Genomic DNA, 22936 nt, shown 5'->3' on the forward strand with positions numbered 1-22936 from the left:
GGGGCATGACATGAAAATCAAATCGCATTCCAAATCCGCCCTGGCCGAGCGCTTGCGCGTTGGCACGGGTGTCACGTTGGTGTCGATGATGGCTGCGGCGTCGGCGCAGGCGGCTGATACTTCGTTTCCGAACTACCCGCTGTTGACCGGTGGTGATTCGGTGCCGCCGAACATCATGATGATCCTGGATGATTCGGGGTCCATGAGTTATCTGCGCATGCCTAACGACAGTAGTTCAAGTTTGAATGATAACGTCACTGATCGTTCATATGTCACCAATACGCTTTACTACAATCCCGATAGGGACTACAACCCGTGGCGCACTTCCAGTACCGAACTCACCGCTCGATTGGGCGCGGCGAATTTTAAAGCTGTTTCCACATCAGGAACGGCCATCAGCGGTTCGTTGGACTTGCGCGGAAGTGGTGAGAGTTATTTCTATATTCCAAAACCAGGTGTCAGTAATCCTGGGACGAGTTCCGGCAACTACGACAAGTATCGCATCGCAAGCTCCAGTTCGTCAGACAGCTCCAATGGCGGTGTGGTGCAGAAGCAGGCTTCGGAATCGAAATTGGTATTAAGTGATCGAATTGCATCCATCGCCGGCAATGGTCGCTCCGTGTGCATCGGTGTGCCGGTTGCGGACTGGGAGGCAGCCGCCATCAGAGTCTCGGGTAATTCGAATACCAGATTGTATGTGTATTCGAACAGTGCTTGTTCGGCGGAAATCGATAGCAATACCAGTAATAACAATCCAAAGGACCTGGCAGTAAATGTCTCGACGTTGTCGATGGTTTACTTTCAGATCCGGAATAACAGTAACAGGGCTATCAGCGATATCAGTTATACGGTGACGCTGTCGCGAAACTGGGTGAATGCGACGCCGCCGCGCACGTCCAAGGATAAGGATGGCAATGTGCAAGGTCCCCGTACACAGGCCGAAGAGTTGCAGAACTTCGCGAACTGGTACCAATACCATCGCACGCGCAACAAAATGGCCAAGGCGGGTGCATCCGAGGCATTTGGCCGCTTGGGCAAGAATTTCCGTGTCGGCTTTGACACGATCTGGAACAGGGGCGGTGCGCGCGCGGACGTGGCGGGAGAAGCTCCGGCCTATCCAATCCCCTATGCGACCGATGACGGGTTGTTCACGGGTAGAAACCGCGACGATTTTTATAGCCGCTTGCAGGCGGCCGGTGCCAGCGGTAATACCCCGTTGCATGGTGCGCTGCAGCGTAGCGGACGCTATTTCAGTACCGACGACCCGTGGAAAGACGGGACGGGCAATATGCTGGCTTGTCGCCAGAACTATGCATTGCTGACTACGGATGGATACTGGAATCAGGCCGATAACGCAGGCGGATATACCACCAAGCTGGACAATGCTGATGAGGGTAGTACCTACGGGGATACCTATTCGAATACATTGGCTGACGTGGCTTATCATTATTGGAAGACGGATCTTAAGCCCACGTTGGCCAACGATGACACGCTGAACACGTGGCAGAACATGGTCACATTTGGTATCTCAATCGGCCTGCAGGGGACGATGGATCCGAATAACCCGGTGCCAGCCGGGTATAAGTGGCCTGACCCCATAAAGAACAGTGGTGCGCAACGCATTGATGATCTTTTCCATGCCAGCTTGAACGGGCATGGCAGCTTCGTTGTCGCGACCGACACGGATAAATTTGCAGACGCACTGGATGCGGCGCTGAAGAACATCGCGTCTCGCAGCGCGTCCGGTTCCAATATCGCATCCAGTTCGACCAAGACCGAATCAACGACGCTGACGTTCGTTGCTGGCTTCACTTCGGGCAGCTGGGTTGGTGACATGATCGCCAGTCCTTTCAATGCGGCACTGACTGGGGTGTCTGACAAGCCGTTGTGGACCTTGTCCAAGACCTTCGCTGCTGGCGGCGTCAATGCCAATTTCGCGCAGCGGACGGTCTTGACCAGCTTTGGTGGTAGCGCAAAGGTATTCAACAATGCACTTGCATCGTCCAGTGTTTTTGCGCGCACTGCCACCGGCAAAGCGGCGGCGGTCACGGCTGCGGACAATATCGACTTCCTGCGCGGGGTGCAGACCAAGGAAGAAGGTCAGAAGGACGGCACGCTGCGTAAGCGCGCGCACCCATTGGGTGACATTGTCGACTCCTCGCCGGCCTTTGTTGAAGACTCCGGCACGGTGTTCGTGGGGGCCAATGACGGAATGCTGCACGCCATCAGCGTGAAGGATGGCAAGATTCTGTTCTCCTACGTGCCCAAGGGTCTGGATTTCGTGGAGATGGCCAAGCTCAGTGCGCCGGACTATGAGCATCACTATTTCGTTGATGGCCAGATGGATGTCATCAGTCGTGCCAACCAGGGGGGTGGCAAGAATATTCTTGTGGCGGCACTGGGGCGTGGTGGTCGCGGTGTATTTGCGCTTGATGTGACCGACCCTGCCAGCATGGGTACCTCGAAAGTTCTTTGGGACAATACCTTCCAGACGCCGGCGACGGGCTCGGATCCCGATGGTGACATGGGCTATGTGTTCGGTGCGGTGCGCATCCGGAAGGGCAATGCCGGCAAAACATATGCGTTGGTGCCTAACGGCATCGATAGCGCCAACGGATCAGCGACCCTGTATGCCTATGAATTGTCGTCCAGTGGTTCCGTGGAAAGGACGCACAAACTGGTTGCCGATGCGGCTGGTGGCAATGGCCTGATGTCTACCGGTATGGCCGACCTGAATGGTGACGGCAAGATCGATGTGGTTTACGGTGGTGATCTGAAGGGCAATATCTGGCGCTGGAACTTCGAGGGCGTCGATCCGGGCGCCGCAGTGAAGTTGTTCCAGGCTGTTGATTCGGCAACGGCGGCAAAGCCGCAGGCGATCACCGGGGGCTTGGGCGTGGGCCGTGACACGTCCGGCAAGGTGTTTGTCGGCTTTGGTACTGGTCGTTTCATTTCCAATGGCGACGTTCCCGGTGACGGTGTCACCTCGCAGGTTCAGAGCATCTACGGAATCGTTGATACCAATACGACCATCGCCGGGCGTGCAGATCTGGAGCGACGGACCATTCCGTTCTCCGGCAAGACCAAGGACGGCCAGGATGCGCGTGGCTTTGAGTCCTACTCGGTACTGAGTGGCGGCAAGCAGGGGTGGTACATCGATCTGCCGGTTCCCGAGCGGGTGACCAGTGGGCCGACGATCTATGGCTCGGCGATGTATCTGACCTCGGTGATCCCTGCGACTGGCGTGGATTGCAGTGGCGCGAGCGGAAAGGGCTTCGTCAACGCCATCAATCTGTTTACCGGTACCAGCCCCAAGAGCGGCGGCTATTTCGCTGATCCAACGGGTTTGACTGACAAGGACGGCAACACTGGTGTGATCGGCTCCGTGGGAGTGAAGGGCGGCATGCCGACCGAAGTCAATCTCACCGATACGCTGGTGACCGTGGGTACTGGTACTGGGCCAAGTGAGCTGAGTAGCGGCACCAAGAGTGATGCGATCAACCCGCCTACCGGTGGCCTGCCGAGTCGCATCAGTTGGCGCGAGATCCTGCCGGAGTGAATGGGGAAATGAAAATGTCCAATCAGAAGGGTTTCACGCTGATCGAGCTGATGATCGCGGTGGCGATCATCGGCATATTGGCCGCGGTTGCCTATCCCAGCTATATCGAGCATGTGGTCAAGTCGCGGCGCGTTGCTGCTGCGGGGTGCATGTTGGAGAAGGCGCAGTTCATGGAGCGCTATTACACCTCGCATCCGGCGGCGGGTTATTCGGGCGCGGTACCGCCGGCAACTGGCTGTGATCAGGAGCTTGCTGACCACTATACGATCGGCTTGTCAGGCAATGCCGCTGCTGGCAGTTTCAGCTTGGTTGCTACCCCCAAGGGTTCGCAGGCCACGAAGGACACGTTGTGTGGAGAGCTCAGCCTTGACCAGGCAGGAGTTCGTGGCGTGACGGGAAGTGCTGGCTCCACCGGTGCTGCCAAGTGTTTCTGAGTTGACCGGAAGATTGAGGTTCTTCAGCAATGCCGGGCTCTGCCCGGCATTGTTTTATTGAAGCGTGCTTTGTTCGATGGCGAACTGGTGCCACATACAGAAAAGGCCTGCGATTGCTCGCAGGCCTTGATATCTGGCGCCCGAAGTTGGACTCGAACCAACGACCCCCTGATTAACAGTCAAGTGCTCTAACCGGCTGAGCTATTCGGGCGGGGAGGCGCATTCTACTTAGCCCTGAAGATTGTTGCAACACCTTCGGGCTACTTGCTGCACCTGTCGACATTGCCGCCACGCTGGCTGCGTGCGCGCCCCGCGTTGTTGATTACCACTTTGCTGAGCGGGGCGCCGCTCTCGCTGCAGATGGATAGCGTGAGGTTTGAACCGCTGCTGCGGCCGTCTGCGAGATAACGGATGCGGGTTCTGCCGATGGTGCTGAATAGTTGCAGGCCAGGGACTGGTTGTGGGTCGGCGCGGATGATGTCGGTCGGTGCGTCGGGGCGGCCGTTGCCGTCGCGATCTAGAAACATCAGCCAGTCCTTCGACCAGTCGGTGCCATTGCTGCAGTGAACGCCATTGCTGGATGGGCAGAGCACGGTTGCGGTGCGTCGGCTCACTGCTGTTGTCCTGGCCAGGTAGAGTTGCGCCATCACGGCGTTGCTGGCGGCGACCGCGCGATTGCGCTCGATCATGGATGCAAATTGTGGGGCCGCCACCCCGGCAAGTGTCGCGGCCACGCAGATGCAGACGAGTAGTTCGACCATGCTGACGCCGTATTGGCGCGAAACTGGATGGTGCCGGCGGTCTGGGCGGGAGGCTGGCATGGGCCGGGTATCCGGGCTGGGAACAGCGATGCTCGCCAAAGCCTTGCAGTGGCGGTGTCGCTGGAGAGGGTGGCTGAACATGGGGTTAGCCCTTGCCGCGCTGTCATCTCGGGGCTGGCTATACTGGGTAGTCCACGCAGGTCCAACTCGCCATGTCAGACAGCTTCCAGCTCGTATCGCCGTATTCGCCAGCCGGCGACCAGCCGGCCGCCATCGAAGAGCTGGTGGCCAACTTCGAGGCCGGTATCGCCAAGCAGACCCTGCTGGGTGTGACCGGCTCCGGCAAGACCTACACCATTGCCAATGTGGTGCAGCAGGTGCAGCGCCCGACCCTGGTGATGGCGCCGAACAAGACGCTGGCGGCGCAGTTGTATGGCGAGTTCAAGGCGTTCTTCCCGAACAACGCGGTGGAGTACTTCGTCAGCTACTACGATTACTACCAGCCCGAGGCCTATGTGCCGTCGTCGGACACCTTCATCGAAAAGGACAGCTCGATCAACGAGCACATCGAGCAGATGCGCCTGGCAGCGACCAAGACCTTGCTGTCGCGGCCGGATGCGATCGTGGTGGCGACGGTGTCGGCCATCTATGGCCTCGGTGCGCCGGAAGACTATCTGTCGCTGCGCCTGATCCTGTCCAAGGGCGAGCGCATCGACCAGCGTGACCTGATCAAGCACCTGACCCAGCTTCAGTACACCCGCAACGAGTATGAGCTGCAGCGCGGCACCTTCCGTGTTCGCGGTGAGGTGATCGATGTATTCCCGGCCGAGCTGGACAGCGAGGCGCTGCGCATCGAGTTGTTCGATGGTGACATCGAGCAGCTGAGCATGTTCGACCCGTTGACCGGCGAAAGCCTGCGCAAGATGCAGCGCTACACAATCTATCCGAAGACCCATTACGCGACCACGCGTGAGCGTGTGCTGGCGGCAGTCGAGACCATCAAGGTCGAGCTGAAGGAGCGGTTGGAGCAGTTGTACGCACAGAACAAGCTGGTCGAAGCGCAGCGCCTGGCGCAGCGCACCCAGTACGACCTGGAGATGATGGCCGAGGTTGGCTATTGCAACGGCATCGAGAACTACTCGCGACACCTTACCGGCAAGGCAGCTGGCGATCCGCCGCCGACCCTGTTCGATTACCTGCCGCCGGATGCATTGCTGGTCATCGACGAATCGCACGTGACCATTCCGCAGATCGGTGCCATGTACAAGGGCGATCGTTCGCGCAAGGAAACGCTGGTCGAATTCGGCTTCCGCCTGCCTTCAGCGTTGGACAACCGTCCGCTGCGCTTCGAAGAGTGGGAGGCGCGTTCTCCGCGCGCCATCTATGTGTCGGCGACGCCTGGTCCGTACGAACTTCGCGAGTCGGGCGATGACATCACCGAGCTGGTGGTGCGTCCGACCGGCCTGATCGATCCGCAGGTGGAGATCCGCCCGGTTGGCACCCAGGTCGATGATCTGATGTCGCAGGCGACTGAGCGCATCAAGATGGGCGACCGCGTGCTGGTCACCACCTTGACCAAGCGCATGGCCGAAAACCTCACCGAGTACCTGGGTGAACACGGCATCCGCGTGCGCTACCTGCACTCGGACGTGGATACGGTCGAACGCGTGGAAATCATCCGCGATCTGCGCCTGGGCAAATTCGACGTGCTGGTCGGCATCAACCTGCTGCGCGAAGGCCTGGATATGCCTGAGGTGTCGCTGGTCGCGATCCTCGATGCCGACAAGGAAGGCTTCCTGCGTTCAACCGGCTCGCTGATCCAGACCATCGGTCGTGCGGCGCGCAATGTGCGCGGCAAGGCGATCCTGTACGCCGACAAGATCACCCGTTCGATGCAGGCGGCGATCGACGAGACCGACCGTCGTCGGCAGAAGCAGGTGGAGTACAACGAGGCGCACGGCATCGTGCCGCAGTCGGTGATGCGGCCCATCGTCGACATCCTGGAAGGTGCGCATGAGGAAAGCTCGCCCAAGTCCAGTGCGAAGGGCAAGGGCCGGCGCGTAGCTGAGCCCGAGGCAGATTACCTGCCGCTGGAGCCGGCCAAGCTGGCTGCACGCCTCAAGGAGCTGGAGCAGACCATGTACCAGCACGCCCGCGACCTGGAGTTCGAGGATGCCGCGCGTATCCGCGACCAGATCCATCGCCTGAAGGAAGCCAATCTGGGCTGAGGCGGCCCGGTGTGAAATATTTCCAGAAAACGGTTGTTCTTCGTGAAGAGCAGGGTTAAGATACGCGCCCTCGCAACGCTTAATTGTTGTTGAGAAGGGCGGTTAGCTCAGCGGTAGAGCACTACCTTGACATGGTAGGGGTCACAGGTTCGAACCCTGTACCGCCCACCACTTCCTCGCGAAGTGGCCACGAAAGCCCGGCGCCGGCCGGGTTTTTTGTTTCCAGGTGATGTTATGCGTTGCAGTACGGCTGATTCGGCCCTTGTGACGTGGAAAGGCTTCAAACGGGCGGTTAGCTCAGCGGTAGAGCACTACCTTGACATGGTAGGGGTCACAGGTTCGAACCCTGTACCGCCCACCACTTGAAACCACGCGGCAGCGACGGTTTCGGTGGATTCACGTGACGAGCGAATCAGGCGTTCTGGCCTCGCATTCGCATCCCGTCGACCCCGGCAGATCCGGGTATCTCTTGGTTCAGCAGAGTCCCTTGTGGTCACTCTTCCTGCGCGTCTCGCAGTGCGCTGGATTGCGTGCTGGGCGATGCCGTGTGTGAGTCCCTCGCTACGCCTGTCGCGACAGCACCTTCATCCGTTGCACGGGAGTATCTGTTCGCCTGATGCTGCGAGTTTCTCTGGTGTTGGCGGTGGCCGGGTGCTGCGTGCGCTGCTATCCGTTGGCCACGTCCCGTGGGCTGGCTGGTTGCCCTGTTGAATATTCGTTGAGGTGGCGTGATGTCCAGTCGTAGGCAGTTTCTTGCCCAGCTTTCTGTTGGTGTCGGTGCGGCGGCATCTGTGAAGATCGGCATGTCTGCGCCGCTGGTGGCAATGGCCGAGCCGCAATGGCGCGTGCCTGCGGAGGAGGCGTCGCAGGAGCGTGTATTTCTCGCCTATGCCGCATCCAGGGCGGTCTGGCGTGATTGGGCTGGCCCGGTGAACCGGACGGTTGCGCTGCTTGCCAGGACGATAGCCCGCTATCAGCCTGTCACCATTCTGTGCCGCCAGGCGCAGGAGGCTGAGGCCAGGCGTGCCTGCGGCACTGCCAACATCCGCTATATGCCGATGCCGCTCGATGACATCTGGGTGCGCGATTACGGCGGTTGTTTCGTGCTTGGGCCTGATGCGCAGCTCGCATTGGTTGATTTCAACTTCAATGGCTGGGGGCGCAAGCAGGCTTTTGCGGCCGATACCGCTGTGGCGAAGATCTTGAGTGGTGATCTGCAGGCACGCTACATACGCAGTCGCCTCATCGGCGAAGGCGGTGGTATCGAGGTGGATGGTGATGGCACGGCGATCATCACCGAGAGTTGCTGGGTCAACGGCAACCGCAATCCGGGCATGAGCAGGGGGCAGGTCGAGGCTGAACTGAAGTCGGTGCTGGGCTTGCGCAAGATCATCTGGTTGCCGGGAATCAAGGGGCGCGACATCACCGATGCCCATGTTGATTTCTATGCCCGTTTTGCCTCGCCAGGTGTGGTCATTGCCAATCTCGACAACGACCCTGAGTCCTATGATTTCGCGGTTACCCGCCGTCATCTGGAGATTCTGGAGGCAGCCACCGATGCGGCCGGGCGACGATTGCAGGTGCATATGCTGTCGCCACCGCAGGCACCGCGCGACAACGTGTACACGCGCGAAGCCGACTATGCGGCGGGTTACATCAATTTCCTGCCAATCAATGGTGCGGTCATCGCTCCCGAGTTCGGTGATGCCGAGGCAGATGCGCGCTGCAGGGATCTGCTGAAGTCGCTCTATCCGGGGCGCGAGATCGTCCAGCTCAATATCGACCCGATTGCTGCCGGTGGTGGCGGCATTCACTGCGTGAGCAGGAATCTTCCGGTTTTTGGTGGGGCACGGTGGCAGCTGGGTGTGGCTGGGCATTGAGGATCCGTGGGTGTGCGGCCGTTTCGAGGGGGCGGTTGGCTGGACCGTCGGTTACTGGCCGCAGGAGGCCATCGGGGCCTTCCCGTAATTGCCGGTTTTACGGGTCTTGCCGGGCTTTCGGGCGGTCCCGGGTTGCTTGGCCGGCGCGAGACTGGGGCGCCTTGATTCTGCTGAAGTCCGGCTGCGGAGGCTGGGGTTCAGGCTTCTGGCGCTGGGGGTGGCGTGTGGCGCGGAAAGTCCCCAGAGCAGGTTTGCCCCGATTGGTTTACTATCTTCCCCAACAACCCCTTCGGCAATCGAGGTGGCCCGCGCCAAGCGCCGGCCGAGCGTGTGACATGAGCACTACCATCGCCCACTGCTGATCTCCCGCCACCGCCCTGATGCAGGCGCCGTCGTGGCGCTTTTTTATTGCCCGAAACCCCATGAAACTCCCTTGAGGCAGCGCCTGTTGGCGTTGTTTCCAACCCGCTCGGCGGGTCGTGACCTTTGGTGAATCCCATGATCAACATCACTCTCCCAGACGGCAGCGTCCGTCAGTTCGAAAACCCGGTCAGCGTCATGGACGTTGCCCAGTCCATTGGTGCGGGCCTGGCCAAGGCCACCATTGCCGGCGCCGTGGACGGCGTGCAGGTCGATGCCAGCGACGTGATCGATCACGACGCTTCGCTGCGCATCATCACCGCCAAGGACGAGGAGGGTGTGGAAATCATCCGCCACTCCTGCGCCCACCTGGTCGGTCATGCCGTGAAGCAGTTGTACCCGGAAGCCAAGATGGTGATCGGTCCGGTCATTGCCGAAGGCTTCTACTACGACATCTACAACGAGCGCCCGTTCACGCCGGAAGACATGGCGGCGATCGAGAAGCGCATGGGCGAGCTGATCGCGCAGGACTATGACGTGATCAAGAAGGTCACGCCGCGCGCGGAAGTGGTCGAAATCTTCAAGGCGCGTGGCGAGGACTACAAGCTGCGCCTGATCGAAGACATGTCCGACGACATCACCGCGATGGGCATGTACTACCACCAGGAATACGTGGACATGTGCCGCGGCCCGCACGTGCCGAACACGCGCTTCCTGAAGTCCTTCAAGCTGATGCGCATCTCCGGTGCGTACTGGCGCGGCGATGCCAAGAACGAGCAGTTGCAGCGTATCTACGGCACCGCCTGGGCCGACAAGAAGCAGCTTGAGGCCTATATCAAGCGCATCGAAGAAGCTGAAATGCGCGACCACCGCCGCATCGGCAAGCAGCAGGACCTGTTCCATCTGCAGGAAGAGGCGCCGGGCCTGGTGTTCTGGCATCCGAAGGGCTGGTCGATCTGGCAGGTCGTCGAGCAGTACATGCGCAATGTTTATCGCCAGAGTGGTTACGGCGAAGTGCGTTGCCCGCAGATCCTGGACGTGAGCCTGTGGAAGAAGTCCGGTCACTGGGACAACTACCAGGACAACATGTTCTTCACCGAATCGGAGAAGCGCACCTATGCGCTGAAGCCGATGAACTGCCCGGGCCACGTGCAGCTGTTCAATCAGGGTCTGCACAGCTACCGCGACTTGCCGATCCGCTACGGCGAGTTCGGTGCCTGCCATCGCAACGAGCCGTCCGGCGCGCTGCACGGCATCCTCCGCGTGCGCGGTTTCACCCAGGACGATGGCCACATCTTCTGCACCGAAAGCCAGGTCGAGGCCGAAGTGACGGCCTTCCACCAGCAGGCGCTGGCGGTGTACAAGGCGTTCGGTTTCGAGGAAATCCAGATCAAGATCGCGCTGCGTCCGGAATCGCGCCTGGGCGATGACGAGACCTGGGACAAGGCCGAGGGCGCGCTGCGCACCGCGCTGTCCAGCTGTGGCGTCGAATGGCAGGAGCTGCCGGGCGAGGGCGCCTTCTACGGCCCGAAGATCGAGTACCACCTGAAGGACGCCATCGGCCGTACCTGGCAGCTGGGTACCATGCAGGTCGACTTCATGATGCCGGGTCGCCTCGGTGCTGAATACGTGGACGAGAACAGCCAGAAGCGCCATCCGGTGATGCTGCACCGTGCGATCGTGGGCTCGATGGAGCGTTTCCTGGGCATTCTGATCGAGCAGCACGCCGGTGCGTTCCCGACCTGGCTGGCGCCGGTGCAGGTGGTGGTGGCCAATATCACCGACGCCCAGGCCGATTACGTCGACGAAGTTCGCAAAAGCCTTGCAAATCAAGGCTTCCGGGTTGACGCCGATTTGCGCAACGAGAAGATCGGCTATAAGATTCGCGAGCATACGCTGCAGCGCGTACCGTACCTGCTGGTCGTGGGCGACCGCGAGAAGGAGAACGGGGCCGTGGCGGTACGCACGCGGTCAGGTGAAGACCTTGGTTCGATGTCGGTTCAGGCCTTCGTCGAGCGGCTGCGGGCAGAATTGAAGCATTGAAGTAAGTAGGGCCCCGGCCCCGGCGGACACTCCGCAGGGCCGGTACTAATCCACTTGGAGATTGCAATATCAGTATCCCTGACAACAAACAGAACCGCCGTAATCAGGAAATCCGGGTGCCGCGCGTACGCGTGATCGGCAGTGACGGTGAAATGATTGGCGTGTTGTCGCGCGACGAAGCGCTGTCCATGGCCGAAGATGAAGGCCTGGACCTGGTTGAAATCCAGCCCCAGGCCGATCCGCCTGTCTGCAAGATCATGGACTTCGGCAAGTTCAAGTTCGAGATGCAGAAGAAGGCCAACGAGGCCAAGAAGAAGACCAAGCAGGTCGAGATCAAGGAAGTGAAGTTCCGTCCGGTTACGGACGAGGGCGACTACCAGATCAAGCTGCGCAACATGCGTCGTTTCCTCGAGGACGGCGACAAGATCAAGGTCAACATCCGCTTCCGTGGCCGCGAAATGAGCCATCAGGAACTGGGTCGCGAGATGGCCAACCGGATCGAGGCTGATCTGGGTGAGGAAATCGTGATCGAGTCCCGTCCGCGCCTGGAAGGCCGGCAGATGGTCATGATGATCGCGCCGAAGAAGAAGTAAGCCGCCGGCCCACGGGCCTGCTGCTTTGCTGAACAGGGAGGGGTTTCGGCTACCTCCCTGTTTGCATGCCTGTTCAGCCAATTTGAGTGCCAGCCCGCTTGCGGTTTGCAAGTGGCTGGTGCACAAGGCATAATGGGCGGCCCGGTTCGCCGGGTTTGTTGTTTGCTTCACCCCCAGGACCTGCCTGCCTCCAGTGGGAGCGCGGGCTTTTGACAGACAAGGGCAAGGATGGAAAGTGTGGGTCAGCCCACCGCCCAGTCAGTAAAGAGACCATCAAGGACATAGCAATGCCCAAGATCAAGACCAACCGGGCGGCGGCCAAGCGTTTCCGCAAGACCGCCTCCGGCAAGTACAAGTGCGGTCACGCCAACCGTAGCCACATCCTCACGAAGAAAGCGACCAAGCGGAAGCGTAACCTGCGTCAGACGAATCACGTCCGCGCAGAAGACGCAGGCCGTCTGGACCGTATGCTTCCCTACCTCTGAGGACTGAACCATGGCACGAGTAAAGCGTGGTGTGCAGGCGCGCCGCCGCCACAAGAAAGTATTGGATCTCGCCAAGGGCTATTACAACGCCCGTCGCAAGGTCTTCCGCGTTGCCAAGCAGGCAGTCATCAAGGCACAGCAGTACGCCTACATTGGCCGTAAGCAGAAGAAGCGCAATTTCCGTTCGCTGTGGATCACCCGCATCAATGCGGCTGCCCGCATCAACGGCCTGAGCTACAGCCGTTTCATGAACGGCCTGCTGAAGGCTGGTATCACCCTGGACCGTAAGGTTCTGGCTGATATCGCCGTGCACGACGCAGCCGGTTTTGCCGCTCTGGCAGAAAAGGCCAAGGGCGCACTGGCGGCATAAGTTCTTCCTGCAGCAGTTGTAGCGTTCACGCGCAGCGGCTGTGGTGAGACAATGCATGGGGAAGGGCGCAAGTCCTTCCCCATTCTTTTTTGTGCTGGTTGCCGCTGCCGATGGTTGCGCGGCGGTCAGCCACTGGTGGCGACGGGGGTCGGCCCGGCGCGTACCGCGTAGGCAAGCCGGCCAGAGGTTTCGTCGATCCCATGAGTGACATCCAATCCTTGACCGCGCAGGCGCTGGCCGATGTGGCCGCGGCGCAGAGCCCGGAAACGCTGGAAAACCTGCGTGTTTCGCTGTTGGGCAAGAGCGGCAGCATCACCGCACAGCTCAAGCAGCTTGGCGCCTTGCCGGCCGACGAGCGCAAGGCAGCAGGCGAGGCGATCAATATCGCGCGCGACGCCGTGTCCTCCGCGTTGGGTGAGCGCAAGACGCTGCTGGAAAACGCCGCGCTGGATGCACGCCTGGCCTCTGAAAGCATCGATGTCACCTTGCCGGGCCGTCATGGCGAACGCGGCGGTCTGCATCCGGTCACGCGCACCCTGGAGCGCATCACCGAAATCTTCGCCCGCCTCGGTTATGAACTGTCCGAAGGCCCGGAAATCGAAGACGACTGGCATAACTTCGAGGCGCTGAACTTCCCGCCGCACCACCCGGCGCGCGCCATGCATGACACCTTCTACTTCGGCGACGGCCGCCTGCTGCGCACGCATACCTCTGGTGTGCAGGTGCGCTACATGGGCGACCACAAGCCGCCGCTGCGCATGATCGCGGCCGGCAAGGTGTACCGCAGCGACAGCGACCAGACCCACTCGCCGATGTTCCATCAGGTCGAAGGCCTGCTGGTGGACGAGCACTCCAACTTCGCCGACCTCAAGGGCACCTTGTCCGAGTTCGTGCGTGCGTTCTTCGAGCGCGATTTCGAGATGCGTTTCCGCCCGAGCTACTTCCCGTTCGTGGAGCCGGGTGCGGAAGTGGACATCGCCTGGCAGCAGCCCGATGGCAGCACCCGCTGGCTGGAAGTGCTGGGTTGCGGCATGGTCCACCCGAACGTGTTGAAGTCTGTTGGCATCGATCCGGAGCGCTACACCGGCTTCGCTTTCGGCCTGGGCGTTGAGCGTTTCGCGATGCTGCGTTACGGCGTCAACGACCTGCGCGCCTTCTTCGAAAACGACGTCCGCTTCCTCAAGCAGTTCGCCTAAAGGCGAACTGTGTAGTGCCGAGCGATGCTCGGCAGCTTCTAAACGTTGATCAGCCCCAAGGCGCAAAGCGCCGGGTATCAACAAAAAACCGCAACGGGAGGCGCGCCTCCCATCAAGGTAGACACATGAAATTCTCTGAAAGCTGGCTGCGCAGCCACGTACCGACCACCGCATCGCGCGACGAACTCAGCGCCGTGCTGACTGCCATCGGTCTGGAGGTCGAAGAAGTCACTGCGCTGGGCGCAGGCCTGGACAATGTGGTGGTCGCGCGCATCGTCGAGGCTACCCGCCATCCGGAAGCCGATCGTCTGCAGATCTGCAAGGTCGATGCAGGCCAGGCCGAGCTGCTGCAGATCGTCTGCGGTGCGCCGAATGCGCGCCCGGGTCTGGTCGCGCCGCTGGCCATGGTTGGCGCGCAGATCGGTGAATTGAAGATCAAACCGGCCAAGCTGCGTGGCGTGGAATCCAACGGCATGCTGTGTTCGGCCAAGGAGCTGGGCCTGGACAACGATGCCTCCGGCCTGCTGGAACTTCCGGACGACGCACCGGTCGGCACCACGCTGGTTGATTATCTCGGCCTGCCGGATGCCAGCATCGAGATCAAACTCACCCCGAACCGCGCTGACTGCTTCAGCGTACGCGGCATCGCCTTCGACGTGGCAGCCGCTACCCGCAGCGAAGTGAATCCGTTTGCTGCCGACGCGGTGCCGGCCGTCGGCACGCGTGAACTTTCGATCCAGCTCGATGCCGCTGCCGAAGCGCCGCGTTACCTCGGCCGCGTGATCGAGGGCGTCAATGCCGCCGCGACCACGCCGCTGTGGATGGCCGAGCGCCTGCGCCGTAGTGGCGTGCGCCCAGTGTCGCTGCTGGTCGATATCACCCAGTACGTGATGCTGGAACTCGGCCAGCCGATGCATGCCTACGACCTGGATACGCTGAAGGGGCAAATTGCCGTGCGCCGCTCGCGTGCTGGTGAAAGCCTCAAGCTGCTCGATGGCCGCGACGCCGCGTTGGACGACAGCTTCCTGGTGGTCACCGATGCCGACCGTCCGGTCGGCCTGGCTGGCCTGATGGGCGGCTTCGATACCCGCGTCACCGATGCGACCAGCAAGGTGTTCCTGGAGGCTGCGCACTTCGCCCCGGCGGCGATCATGGGCCGTGGCCGCAAGCTGGGCCTGCACACCGATGCCGGTCACCGCTTCGAGCGTGGCGTCGATCCGCAGCTGCCGCGCACCGCAATCGAGTACGCCACCAAGCTGGTCTTGGACTTGGCTGGCGGTACGCCGGCGCCGGTGACGGAAGCCGTGCGCGACGCCGATCTGCCAGTTGCCGCCAAGATCCTGCTGCGTCGCGCCCGTATCCTGCGTGTGCTTGGCATCCAGATTGAAGACACCGAAGTCGAGCGCATCCTGCGCGCGCTTGGCATGCAGGTCGAGGCCGTGGCCGAGGGGTGGAACGTTACCGGCCCGAGCCGTCGTTTCGACATCGCCATCGAAGAAGACCTGATCGAGGAGCTGGCCCGCATCCACGGCTATGAGTCGATCCCGACCACCTTGCCGGGCGGCGCTGCACGCATCGCGATGCCCAGCGAAACCCGTCTGGATGACCTCAGTGTGCGCCGCCAGCTGGTGGCCCGCGAAATGCTGGAAACCATCAATTTCGCCTTCGTCGATGCCGAGCTGTTGAAGCAGTGGCAGTTGGATGAAGGTCTGGTTGCGCTGGCCAACCCGCTGTCGGCCGAGCTGGCGGTGATGCGCCCGCTGCTGCTGCCGGGTCTGGTGGCAACGCTGGGCCGCAACGTCGCCCGTCAGGCTGGCCGCGTGCGCCTGTTCGAGATTGGCCGCGTGTTTGCCGCGCAGGCCGGTGAGGGCAAGCCCGCGCCCAAGGAAACCGTTCGCATTGCAGCTGCAGTGTGCGGGGACGCTGCCACCCTGCAGTGGGGCGAGAAGGCGCGCAAGGTTGATTTCCACGACCTCAAGGGTGATCTGGAATCGCTGGCTGCGGCCTCCGGCGCCACGCTGGAATTCCGTGCCTCGCAGCGCCCGTATGCGCACCCGGCCCGTTCGGCGGACATCTGGCGTGATGGCGAGTGCATCGGCTGGATTGGCCAGCTGCACCCGCGGCTGACCAAGGCGATGGACGTGGATGCCGATGTCTATGCTTTCGAGCTGGATTTGGCCCCGCTGGCTGCGCGTTCGCTGCCGCGTTCGAGCGAGTTGTCGCGCTTCCCGGCCGTGCGTCGTGATCTGGCGGTGGTCGTAGCTGAATCGGTCAGCTGGGCTGAGCTGTCGGCCACCATCCGTGCTGCCAGTGGCGAACTGCTGCGCGAAGTGGCGCTGTTTGACCGTTATGTTGGCCAGGGCGTCGAGCCGGGCTTCAAGAGTTTGGCTATGGGCTTGATTTTGCAGGACAAGTCGCGCACATTGACGGACCGCGACGTGGAAGCCGTAGTCACCGAGGTGGTGGCGGCGATTGATCGCGGGCACGGCGCAAAGATCCGTGGCTGAGGCGGCATACAGGGAGCAGGCATGGCATTGACCAAGGCGGAGATGGCGGATCGGTTGTTCGACGAAGTTGGTCTGAACAAGCGTGAGGCCAAGGAATTTGTCGACGCGTTTTTCGATGTGTTGCGCGATGCGTTGGAACAGGGACGTCAAGTGAAGCTGTCGGGCTTCGGCAATTTCGATCTGCGGCGCAAGAACCAGCGCCCGGGTCGCAACCCCAAGACCGGCGAGGAAATTCCGATTTCCGCCCGTACGGTAGTCACCTTCCGTCCGGGCCAGAAGCTCAAGGAGCGGGTGGAGGCATATGCTGGATCCGGGCAGTAACCGCGAACTTCCGCCGATTCCGGCCAAGCGCTACTTCACCATTGGTGAAGTGAGCGAGCTGTGCGACGTAAAGCCGCACGTGCTGCGCTACTGGGAAACCGAGTTTCCCAGCCTTGAGCCGGCCAAGCGCCGTGGCAACCGCCGCTACTATCAGCGCCACGACGTGCTGATGGTCCGGCAGATCCGCGGGCTGCTGTACGAACAGGGCTACACCATCGGTGGCGCCCGCCTGCGACTGGAAGGCGAGGGTGCCCGCGAAGAGTCGGCGCTGAGCAACCAGATCATCAAGCAGGTGCGCATGGAGCTGGAAGAAGTACTGCAACTGCTCCGTCGCTGAACTTTTTTGTGTGAAAACCGGTATAATCACCGGCTCGCCGCAAGGCGAAAGCAGTAACGATCGGGGCGTAGCGCAGCCTGGTAGCGCATCTGCCTGGGGGGCAGAGGGTCGTCGGTTCAAATCCGGCCGTCCCGACCAATTACTCGCTTTGGATGAAGGGCTTGCGGCTTATGTCGCGAGCCCTTTTTCGTTTTGTTACCAGGTGCTTGCTGCTTCGGCAATGAAACAGCGGTGCTGACTGCTTGTCGCGGCGCTTTGGGCGTGCCGGGATGGTGCCCAGTCGTCGCGCGGACTGAATACCGTGGAACGGCGATTGGCCTTCTCCGGCCTCCAATCCACCCGTTGCGGGCTGCCCTCAGGATGAACCCACAACACACGAATCACAGGCTCGCAGGGCGCTATGCTCGGGCCAGGCCAGGGGCCGCCAGTGCCAGGTCGGGTTCGTGTCCTGCCCGTGTCGGGCTGATGTCGGTACCCAGAACCGGGAAGGGCAGGATGATGTCGGTAAGCCAAACAACTGATTCAAGGGGTCTTTCATGCACATCAACAGCGCCCGACTTCGCGAGCTCCGCACTGGCCGGCAATGGTCGCAGGAGCAGTTGGCCAATCTGAGCGGTTTGAACCTGAGGACCATCCAGCGCCTTGAGTCAGGCGCGAAGATCTCGACGGAATCCTTGCGGGCACTGGCTGCCGTCTTCGAGGTGCCTGCCGAAAGCCTGCTGACGGGCAATCCGTCCCCCAGTCAGCCTGCGCTGGAGGCGATGCGCGACGGCGTGCTGCGCGGCCTGGAGTTCACCGGCACCACCCCGCGGGCGGACTTCTGGTGGTTCGCCCTTGCTGTGGCGATGGTGCTTGCCTTCGCCCAGCTTTTCGCTGAAGCCATTGGCCAATGGGCGCTGGAAATCGCCTCGCTGCTGGTACTGCTACCTTGGATCGCGGCCTGTACCCGGCGCCTGCGCGACGCTGGTTTCAACCCGTGGTGGCAGCTGATCAGTCTGGCGCCGGTTGGTGGCATCCTGGTGCTGCTCTATCTGCTCACCTATCCCAGCAAGGCGAAGGAGCCGGCTGAGGTGGCTGCGGGATGAGCAAGGATGCCTATGGCTGGGTCATGTCTGGATGCGGGTATGACGTGCAGCTATCGGTGATCTGTCACCTTCTTCGCTGGAACCCGCAACCCTTGGAGCGGGCTACGATATGACGTGGTGCGGACAACCGGCATGCACGGTATAGCCGGACCAAGGATCTGGTCATTGGGTGTTTAGTCCTATGCGAGTACTTCTGGTATTCCTCCTGTTTGTAGTGGCTGTTCCAGAGGGGCTGGCGAAATGCAAGGCTCGCTTCTATGTGATTTCCGGCTCGGTCGTCGACGCCAGTGGTGCGCCATTACCTGGCGCAATGGTGGGGGCCTCTTGGCTGCAGAATTCGCGAGCTTACGGGCCCGCTTTGACACTCACTGATCAGAATGGCCTGTACTCGCTACCCATCAGGTTCGACCTCAGCTCGGGTTACTCGTTATGGGGTGACAAGTGCAAAGGAGTCCTTCGCCAGTTCTCTCTTTCGGCGTACACACTTACTGAAAGATCAGTCCCAATCCCAGTTCCAGTCGGGCAGGGCTCCGCCATCGAGGCGCCCCGCATTCAGATCAACCACCCGATCGAGCGAGAGCCACTCTGGCCGGATGAGTTCAGGGCTGACTGATCATTCAAGTCGACGCCGCTTGGCTGAGGCACTTTGATGTCGTCAGTCGGCCCCGAATCCCAGCTTCTGAGACGCCCCGGCGCCACGCTGGGCCATGCTTCCACAGAACTTCAAATGGGCGAAGGTCGCAGACTTCGAGAGCCAACTGACGGCGATCTACGTCAACGAAATCGCAGTATCCCGGTTGGTCGAGCGGCTGGACGGATCGTGGTTCGTCAACCTCGCTTACCACCTGCCTCCACCTGGCGGAGCAGTGCTGCATCCGCCACGCAACTGCCGGAGCTACGAGACCGGCAGGGCGGGATGCGAAGAATGGGCACGGCGGAATGAGCGCAGATTGCGAGCTGAGACGGCAGAGATTGCCTTCAAGAAGTGGGGGCATCGGTAGCGGCTGCTGTCTTCGGACTTGGGACTACGTTGCTTGTTTGTTCTTGCAGCACCTCACTTTGCTCAGACCCTGCTGGGGTACGTCAAGACGGTGCAATGCTGCCCGGCGGAGTTTAGGATCACAGCCCCAAAGGGCGGCCGTGCTCGATCGCCCAACGTCTGACGTAATGAGGCTGCAATGAACTATCCCGGTAAGCCATCCGCCCTGTGGCGCGTTCTGGAATTTCTCTTCGGCGGCAACATGATCGAAGGAACGGTGAAGACAGCGCTCTGGGTTTTGGCGATGGTCGGTCTTCTGAGCTGGTTGTCCTGCCGGTAAGGCCATCAGCCGGCCGCGGCGGCGAGAGTGCTGCTGGCGTCTGCTACGCAGGTATCAGCCTTGGTAGGCAAACCTTGGCTGGGAGACACCTTCGACAGTCACCTGTTCCACGAACATCGCATAGGGTCGGGCCCACACGCCCAGGTCGCCGTACAAGGGCTTGTAGAGGACCAGGGCTTCCAATGTTTCGCTGCTCCGGGCGAGGCCGATGACTTCGTACTCGCCGCCTTTGAAGTGGCGATAGCGTCCGAGTGCGAGGCTGGGAAGAGCAGGTAGGTCGGACATTGATGATTTCTCTGTCGGGTGGGGCGGCGGATCGTAGCAGCTGGAAGAAAGGGTTGCCCTGCGGACTGCAAGCAGGGGGGAGCTTCGATCCATGACGGTGCGTGCCCATCGGCTCAAGTTCTCTTGATCCAATCACATCCCGAAGAACGGTAGAAGCGCCGCCCTAATACAGTGATGTTCACCGGGGTGGCTGATTTGCGATCAGATCAGGGGCCGCCATGAGTGAATGGCAACTCGCGTCTATCCTCAGCGCTTGCCCAGGTAGCCTTCCAGGACTTGCCTGGCCAGCGTCAGGTTGGTCACGATGGTAGGGCCGAGGAGCGCTCGCGTGGCTGGGCCGTTGGTGAGGCTCAGGCCACGAATATCGAGAGACTGCCTGATGCGCTTGCCCACGAATCTCTCCAATTGCGGAGATGCGGGCAATGAGGCGCGGATCTCGCGCATCTCGATGATCGCCTCGCGCCAGGCTTTCTCATCGGGGGTGGCTGAGGAGAAGACGGTGATGAGCCTGTCCAAGGTGGTCAGCATGTCGTGAAGCAGCGTGTCTTTGGGCATGTTCTGCTCCTTCGCCAAAGGATGAATTTTACCGGCTGCCAGATGGGATTCAAACCGGCAGGTACCGCGCAATCCTGCCGGTGGCGTTGATGTGCAGGTGGACTGTTGGAGCAGGGCTCAGTCTGGCAATCCAAGGCTCTGGCGGTCTCGCAAGAGCCGAAACGCGCGTGCAACGCTTTTGCGAGAGCCTCTGAATGTGGCGCCCTCGCGGTTTGGTGGCGAGGCCGCAGCGTCATCACAATTTTTTGCTGGTCTGCTGCCGAGAATACGGCAGCCGCCCTGGAGAGCACCCATGAAATCCATTGTTCTTTGTACCTCTGCATTGCTGCTGTCTGCTGCGGCCGCTGGCTGCGCGCCGAAAGATGACGCGAAGACAGAGGCTACGCAGCCGCGTGTGGGCATGGCCAATCCAGCTTCGGAGTATTGCGTGAAGAAGGGCGGCAAGGTCGAGATCAAGAAAAACAACGAAGGCGGCGAGTACGGCATCTGCCATCTGGCTGATGGCACCCAGATCGAAGAGTGGGAGCTGTTCCGGCGCGACAACGCGGCCGGCAGGAAGTAAGAGGGCTGCGTGTTGGGTTCGGATTACTCGTTGACGGTCGCCTTTGTCTTGCGCCAACGACCAACAGGATGAGCAGAACATCCGTCATGCGCGATGCGATGTAGTGCCGAGCCACGCTCGGCTCGTTGGCATCACTGACGCGAGAATCGCTGCCGATACTGCATGGGCGTGAGCCGGGTCAGCTCCTTGAACATGCGCCGCAGGTTCGAGTCGCTGCTGAAGCCAAGTTCGTTGCTGATTGCTGAGAGCGGTGCGGTGGTGAGCGTCAGGCGCTCGGCGACCTGGGCGAGCTTGATGCGGCGCGAGTACGTTGCGGCGGCACAGCCAGTCTGATCCTTCACCTTGCGCGCAAGTGTGCGGCTGGATATACCCAGTAGTTCTGCAAGCCTGTCCATGGTCAGCTGATCTGCAGGCAATGCTTCAACCGATGCATGCAGCTTGCGCAGCAAGGTGCTGGATTGCTGGATGACGCTCAGCGCCTGGAAGGCATCGTGGGTCTGCGCCGGCCTTGGCAGCACCATCAGCTTGACCAGATCCTGCAGGATGGCGGGGCTGACTGTCTGTTCGATCAGACGCTGCGCAATCGGCAGGTAGCCGCTGACGCCACTTGCGGTGGCGTGTCGCGTTGCATGGATGCAGGTGCTCTCTGCCTGCCAGCGTATCTTCGGATGGCGCTGGCGCAGCGTGTCGAGCAGCCACCAGGTGGCGGTGGCTGCTTGCCCGTCCAGCCGCCCACTGGCTGCAGCGAGGCTGACGCCTACGCAGTAGCTCCACAGCCGCGAGCGCTTGGGGAGCCGCGCAAGCGCCCGTATCAGTGCGGCGTTGTTCTGCAGCATGGCTTCCACCTCGGCTGCGGATTCGGCCCAGAACCCGGGGACGAGCACGGCATCGAGTAGCGGGTCATCGACGCTGCCGTGGGCCTGCATTTCCAGGCCTTGGCTGCAGTTGACTGGGCCGGCTTTCAAACCGACGAGGCGGGTTTGGAACAGTGGTTGTCCTGTGCGGCGATTGGTTGCGTGCAGCAGGTCGGCAAAACCAAGCAGGCCGGCAGGCATGCAGCCGGGATAGAGCAGGAGGCCGATCTGGCAGGTCTTTGGCATGGCCGGAATTGAATGGAATATGGCGTTTCCTGCCATTATCGAACAGGCGCCGTCGGCTCACCATGGGGCCCTCTTTCTATCGGCCAAGCCATGAAAATCCAGCAGCTCCGCAATGCCACGATCATTGTCGAAATCGGCCCGCATCGAATCCTGGTCGATCCGATGCTGGCCGACAGGGCGGTGTTGCCGCCGTTGCGCCTGCTTGCCGGTATGCAGCGCAACCCGCTGGTGCATCTGCCAGCGGAAGCCGAGCATGCGCTGCAGTCGATCACCCACTGTTTGATTACCCACTGCCAGAAAGGTCACTTCGATCACCTGGACCGTGCTGGCAAGCGCTGGCTACGTGAGCGGGGAATTCCGGTGATCTGCACGCCGCACGACGCCGTACATCTGGCGGCGCGCGGTTTGAACGTGCAGACCTTGCCCGAGGCGCATGAGCTCGCCAGTCCTTTTCTGGGCGGAAGCATTCGTACTGTGCGCTGTACGCATGGCCGCGGTGTGATCGGGCGCTTCATGGAGCATGGTGTGGGCTATCTGATTGAGATCCCCGGCGCACCCCGTCTGTATCTGTCTGGCGACACCGTGCTTACTCCTGCCATCGAAGATTTCGTGCGCAGGCAGCAACCGGATGTCTGCGTGGTCCCTGCCGGCGGCGCGCGCTTTGATCTTGGCGGCGAGATCATCATGGGGCTGGATGAAGCGCTGGCGTTTACGCGCATTGCCGACGGCGTTGTTGTTGCCAACCATCTGGAGGCGTTGAGCCATTGCCCGGTGAGTCGGCAGGCGTTGCTGCTGGCTGCGCGGGACGCAGGGCTGGCGGATCGCCTGCGGGTTCCAGCTGATGGTGAGGTGCTCGAGTTCTGAGGATTGGTAGTGGGGCCACCCGCGACCGCAACCGCCGGGGCCCGAGAAAACCCAAGAACCGAAGCGCAGCGCCCAAACGCAGTGACGGGAGG

At 61.2% G+C, this 22936-nt stretch carries 20 protein-coding genes and 4 tRNA genes; 19 read left to right on the forward strand and 5 right to left on the reverse strand.

The window, feature by feature from the left end:
* Positions 1-10: 10 nt before the first annotated feature.
* Both AC1VWL_RS04620 and AC1VWL_RS04625 read left to right on the forward strand, forming a co-directional pair.
* Entirely contained in the window at positions 11-3559 is a 3549-nt protein-coding gene (locus AC1VWL_RS04620; protein WP_482985917.1) for a pilus assembly protein, read from the forward strand.
* 14 nt (positions 3560-3573) lie between these two features.
* Positions 3574-3993: a type IV pilin protein gene (locus AC1VWL_RS04625; protein ID WP_481534032.1), complete on the forward strand. Its 420-nt coding sequence runs from the start codon at positions 3574-3576 to the stop codon at positions 3991-3993.
* 134 nt (positions 3994-4127) lie between these two features.
* Here AC1VWL_RS04625 and AC1VWL_RS04630 read toward each other — a convergent pair.
* Positions 4128-4204: transfer RNA gene (locus tag AC1VWL_RS04630), tRNA-Asn, on the reverse strand.
* A gap of 49 nt (positions 4205-4253) precedes the next feature.
* Positions 4254-4754, reverse strand: coding sequence for a GspH/FimT family pseudopilin (locus AC1VWL_RS04635; RefSeq protein WP_481534033.1), 501 nt, complete (start codon positions 4752-4754; stop codon positions 4254-4256).
* 212 nt (positions 4755-4966) lie between these two features.
* Here AC1VWL_RS04635 and uvrB point away from each other — a divergent pair, with 212 nt between their 5' ends.
* The 15 genes from uvrB (at position 4967) to AC1VWL_RS04710 (ending at position 19478) form a co-directional block, all read left to right on the forward strand.
* The gene (gene uvrB, locus AC1VWL_RS04640) at positions 4967-6982 is read left to right on the forward strand and encodes an excinuclease ABC subunit UvrB (RefSeq protein WP_482985918.1); all 2016 of its coding nucleotides are present in this window, start codon (positions 4967-4969) and stop codon (positions 6980-6982) included.
* A gap of 96 nt (positions 6983-7078) precedes the next feature.
* Positions 7079-7153 (forward strand) — tRNA-Val (locus tag AC1VWL_RS04645).
* A 115-nt stretch (positions 7154-7268) separates the two neighbouring features.
* Positions 7269-7343, forward strand: a tRNA-Val gene (locus tag AC1VWL_RS04650).
* A gap of 370 nt (positions 7344-7713) precedes the next feature.
* Positions 7714-8862, forward strand: coding sequence for an agmatine deiminase family protein (locus AC1VWL_RS04655; protein ID WP_482985919.1), 1149 nt, complete (start codon positions 7714-7716; stop codon positions 8860-8862).
* A 498-nt stretch (positions 8863-9360) separates the two neighbouring features.
* Complete coding sequence (thrS, locus tag AC1VWL_RS04660) at positions 9361-11265, forward strand: threonine--tRNA ligase (RefSeq protein WP_482985920.1); 1905 nt, start codon at positions 9361-9363, stop codon at positions 11263-11265.
* A gap of 68 nt (positions 11266-11333) precedes the next feature.
* Entirely contained in the window at positions 11334-11858 is a 525-nt protein-coding gene (gene infC, locus AC1VWL_RS04665) for a translation initiation factor IF-3 (RefSeq protein WP_282265677.1), read from the forward strand.
* Positions 11859-12145: 287 nt separating this feature from the next.
* Positions 12146-12343, forward strand: a complete 198-nt coding sequence (gene rpmI, locus AC1VWL_RS04670) for a 50S ribosomal protein L35 (RefSeq protein WP_002811096.1) — start codon at positions 12146-12148, stop codon at positions 12341-12343.
* Between the two features lie 10 nt (positions 12344-12353).
* Positions 12354-12713, forward strand: coding sequence for a 50S ribosomal protein L20 (gene rplT / locus AC1VWL_RS04675; protein WP_054657697.1), 360 nt, complete (start codon positions 12354-12356; stop codon positions 12711-12713).
* A gap of 200 nt (positions 12714-12913) precedes the next feature.
* Positions 12914-13909 carry a phenylalanine--tRNA ligase subunit alpha gene (pheS, locus tag AC1VWL_RS04680; RefSeq protein ID WP_296253773.1) on the forward strand — a complete coding sequence of 332 codons (996 nt, stop codon included), beginning with the start codon at positions 12914-12916 and terminating at the stop codon, positions 13907-13909.
* 125 nt (positions 13910-14034) lie between these two features.
* Positions 14035-16416: a phenylalanine--tRNA ligase subunit beta gene (gene pheT, locus AC1VWL_RS04685; protein ID WP_482985921.1), complete on the forward strand. Its 2382-nt coding sequence runs from the start codon at positions 14035-14037 to the stop codon at positions 16414-16416.
* Between the two features lie 21 nt (positions 16417-16437).
* Entirely contained in the window at positions 16438-16737 is a 300-nt protein-coding gene (locus tag AC1VWL_RS04690; protein WP_054657702.1) for an integration host factor subunit alpha, read from the forward strand.
* A complete protein-coding gene (locus AC1VWL_RS04695; RefSeq protein WP_057629341.1) occupies positions 16718-17074 on the forward strand; it encodes a MerR family transcriptional regulator in 357 nt (118 codons plus the stop codon). The genes AC1VWL_RS04690 and AC1VWL_RS04695 overlap by 20 nt, the downstream gene beginning before the upstream one ends.
* Before the next feature lie 61 nt (positions 17075-17135).
* Positions 17136-17212, forward strand: a tRNA-Pro gene (locus AC1VWL_RS04700).
* 398 nt (positions 17213-17610) lie between these two features.
* Complete coding sequence (locus tag AC1VWL_RS04705; RefSeq protein ID WP_481533312.1) at positions 17611-18159, forward strand: DUF805 domain-containing protein; 549 nt, start codon at positions 17611-17613, stop codon at positions 18157-18159.
* A gap of 1178 nt (positions 18160-19337) precedes the next feature.
* Entirely contained in the window at positions 19338-19478 is a 141-nt protein-coding gene (locus tag AC1VWL_RS04710) for a hypothetical protein (RefSeq protein WP_481533313.1), read from the forward strand.
* Positions 19479-19532: 54 nt separating this feature from the next.
* Here AC1VWL_RS04710 and AC1VWL_RS04715 read toward each other — a convergent pair whose 3' ends face one another.
* On the reverse strand, positions 19533-19763 hold the full coding sequence (locus AC1VWL_RS04715; protein ID WP_296253060.1) for a DUF1653 domain-containing protein: 231 nt from the start codon (positions 19761-19763) through the stop codon (positions 19533-19535).
* Positions 19764-20009: 246 nt separating this feature from the next.
* Positions 20010-20318: a hypothetical protein gene (locus tag AC1VWL_RS04720; RefSeq protein ID WP_481533315.1), complete on the reverse strand. Its 309-nt coding sequence runs from the start codon at positions 20316-20318 to the stop codon at positions 20010-20012.
* A 292-nt stretch (positions 20319-20610) separates the two neighbouring features.
* Between AC1VWL_RS04720 and AC1VWL_RS04725 the strand changes: the two genes are divergently transcribed.
* Complete coding sequence (locus tag AC1VWL_RS04725) at positions 20611-20880, forward strand: putative hemolysin (RefSeq protein WP_482985922.1); 270 nt, start codon at positions 20611-20613, stop codon at positions 20878-20880.
* Between the two features lie 131 nt (positions 20881-21011).
* Here AC1VWL_RS04725 and AC1VWL_RS04730 read toward each other — a convergent pair whose 3' ends face one another.
* Positions 21012-21980 (reverse strand): GlxA family transcriptional regulator, encoded by a 969-nt coding sequence (locus AC1VWL_RS04730; protein WP_482985923.1) that lies wholly within the window; start codon positions 21978-21980, stop codon positions 21012-21014.
* Between the two features lie 12 nt (positions 21981-21992).
* On the opposite strand from AC1VWL_RS04730, the gene AC1VWL_RS04735 reads away from it, so the two are divergent.
* Entirely contained in the window at positions 21993-22844 is an 852-nt protein-coding gene (locus AC1VWL_RS04735) for an MBL fold metallo-hydrolase (protein ID WP_482985924.1), read from the forward strand.
* Positions 22845-22936: the final 92 nt, after the last annotated feature.

The sequence above is a fragment of the Stenotrophomonas sp. STEN063 genome (genome assembly GCF_056854515.1).

Excerpts from the sequence above, each read along its gene's own strand:
- AC1VWL_RS04705 (WP_481533312.1), top strand. The coding sequence starts at position 17,611 with ATGCACATCAACAGCGCCCGACTTCGCGAGCTCCGCACTGGCCGGCAA.
- AC1VWL_RS04710 (WP_481533313.1), top strand. The coding sequence starts at position 19,338 with ATGAACTATCCCGGTAAGCCATCCGCCCTGTGGCGCGTTCTGGAATTT.
- AC1VWL_RS04695 (WP_057629341.1), top strand. The coding sequence starts at position 16,718 with ATGCTGGATCCGGGCAGTAACCGCGAACTTCCGCCGATTCCGGCCAAG.
- pheS (WP_296253773.1), top strand. The coding sequence starts at position 12,914 with ATGAGTGACATCCAATCCTTGACCGCGCAGGCGCTGGCCGATGTGGCC.
- AC1VWL_RS04635 (WP_481534033.1), bottom strand. The coding sequence starts at position 4,754 with ATGGTCGAACTACTCGTCTGCATCTGCGTGGCCGCGACACTTGCCGGG.
- rplT (WP_054657697.1), top strand. The coding sequence starts at position 12,354 with ATGGCACGAGTAAAGCGTGGTGTGCAGGCGCGCCGCCGCCACAAGAAA.
- uvrB (WP_482985918.1), top strand. The coding sequence starts at position 4,967 with ATGTCAGACAGCTTCCAGCTCGTATCGCCGTATTCGCCAGCCGGCGAC.
- AC1VWL_RS04655 (WP_482985919.1), top strand. The coding sequence starts at position 7,714 with ATGTCCAGTCGTAGGCAGTTTCTTGCCCAGCTTTCTGTTGGTGTCGGT.
- AC1VWL_RS04735 (WP_482985924.1), top strand. The coding sequence starts at position 21,993 with ATGGAATATGGCGTTTCCTGCCATTATCGAACAGGCGCCGTCGGCTCA.
- AC1VWL_RS04720 (WP_481533315.1), bottom strand. The coding sequence starts at position 20,318 with ATGCCCAAAGACACGCTGCTTCACGACATGCTGACCACCTTGGACAGG.
- thrS (WP_482985920.1), top strand. The coding sequence starts at position 9,361 with ATGATCAACATCACTCTCCCAGACGGCAGCGTCCGTCAGTTCGAAAAC.
- AC1VWL_RS04690 (WP_054657702.1), top strand. The coding sequence starts at position 16,438 with ATGGCATTGACCAAGGCGGAGATGGCGGATCGGTTGTTCGACGAAGTT.
- AC1VWL_RS04725 (WP_482985922.1), top strand. The coding sequence starts at position 20,611 with ATGAAATCCATTGTTCTTTGTACCTCTGCATTGCTGCTGTCTGCTGCG.
- AC1VWL_RS04730 (WP_482985923.1), bottom strand. The coding sequence starts at position 21,980 with ATGCCAAAGACCTGCCAGATCGGCCTCCTGCTCTATCCCGGCTGCATG.
- rpmI (WP_002811096.1), top strand. The coding sequence starts at position 12,146 with ATGCCCAAGATCAAGACCAACCGGGCGGCGGCCAAGCGTTTCCGCAAG.
- pheT (WP_482985921.1), top strand. The coding sequence starts at position 14,035 with ATGAAATTCTCTGAAAGCTGGCTGCGCAGCCACGTACCGACCACCGCA.
- AC1VWL_RS04625 (WP_481534032.1), top strand. The coding sequence starts at position 3,574 with ATGTCCAATCAGAAGGGTTTCACGCTGATCGAGCTGATGATCGCGGTG.
- AC1VWL_RS04620 (WP_482985917.1), top strand. The coding sequence starts at position 11 with ATGAAAATCAAATCGCATTCCAAATCCGCCCTGGCCGAGCGCTTGCGC.
- AC1VWL_RS04715 (WP_296253060.1), bottom strand. The coding sequence starts at position 19,763 with ATGTCCGACCTACCTGCTCTTCCCAGCCTCGCACTCGGACGCTATCGC.